At 64.4% G+C, this 1,140-nt stretch carries 1 protein-coding gene; it reads right to left on the reverse strand.

Features of this window, described 5'->3' with window-relative positions; genetic code table 11:
* Positions 1 to 91 precede the first annotated feature (91 nt).
* The coding region (locus tag A1351_RS03000) for an acyltransferase (protein ID WP_064032136.1) at positions 92 to 1,140 on the reverse strand (1,049 nt) is incomplete at its 5' end.

Here is a 1,140-nt window from a genome sequence, read left to right on the forward strand (position 1 = left end):
AAAAGCCCTTGCCGCGGGTTTCGACATGGAAGTGATGGAGCGCCTGTCGCATGGCGGGACTCTGCGGCCGGCGCGGGGCGAAGTCCAGCGTTCAGGCGAGCGCGCCAGGCGCGGGTTGCAAGCGCGGCGTCGCGGCTTTGGCGCGCCTCGCCCCGCTCCAGCGCAGCAGCGGCCGCTCGAGGCCGTAATGGCTCGCCGAGGCCATCGCGAGCGTGAGGAGGAAGGCGAGCCCCTTTTGCGCGAGGCCGGAGCCGGCGCCGCTCGCGATGAAGAGCGCGAGGATCGGCAAATGCCAGAGATAGACGCCATAGGAGATGGAGCCGAGAAACACCATCGGCTGTTTCGAGAGAATGCGGGCCGCGAGCGAGGCCGGATTGAAGCGGCAATCGACGATGACGAGCGCGGAAAAAAGAGCGAGCAGCGTGTAGCCGAAGATGGGCAGGGCGACGCCTTCCGAATCCATATAGGCGCCGAGAATCGGCAGTGCGGCGAGCAGAGTCGCGGAGAGCGCGGGCTGCGCCTTCAGCCAATCGACGACAATGGCGCGATAGCTCGGCATCGACAGCGCCACGGCGAGCGCGCAGCCGAAGAGCAGCTCGTCGATGCGCGTGTCGAAGCCGTGATAGATGCGAAACGTCGTCGCGCCATCGGCGAGAATGAGCCAGCGCCACAGCGTCACGATGGCGATGGCGGCGAGGATCGCCTTCAGCAGATTCGGGCGTGACAAGCGCGAGAAGCCCGCGACGAGCAGAAATGGCCAGCTCAGATAGAATTGCTCTTCGATCCCCAGCGACCATGTGTGACAGAAATAGCGGGAGTCGCCGAAGCGTTCGATGAAGGCGCGCTTCCAATTGGATGTGTAGGTGAGGACGAAGGCGATGTCGCCCGGCAGCTCCCGCTGCGGATCGAGCGAGAGAGCCATGACGACGAGCGATGTTCCCGCCACCATTACCCAGAGCGCCGGCGCGAGACGGATCGTGCGCCGCAGGAAAAAGGCGCCGAATTGGAAAGCGCCTGCCTCGAGCTCGCCGATCATCAGGCTGGTGATGAGATAGCCGCTGAGCACGAAGAAAATGTCGACGCCGACATATCCGCCGGTCGGCAATCCGCGCCAGAAATGAAACAGCACGACGAAGAGGA

The organism is Methylosinus sp. R-45379, from assembly GCF_001644125.1.
Classification (GTDB): domain Bacteria; phylum Pseudomonadota; class Alphaproteobacteria; order Rhizobiales; family Beijerinckiaceae; genus Methylosinus.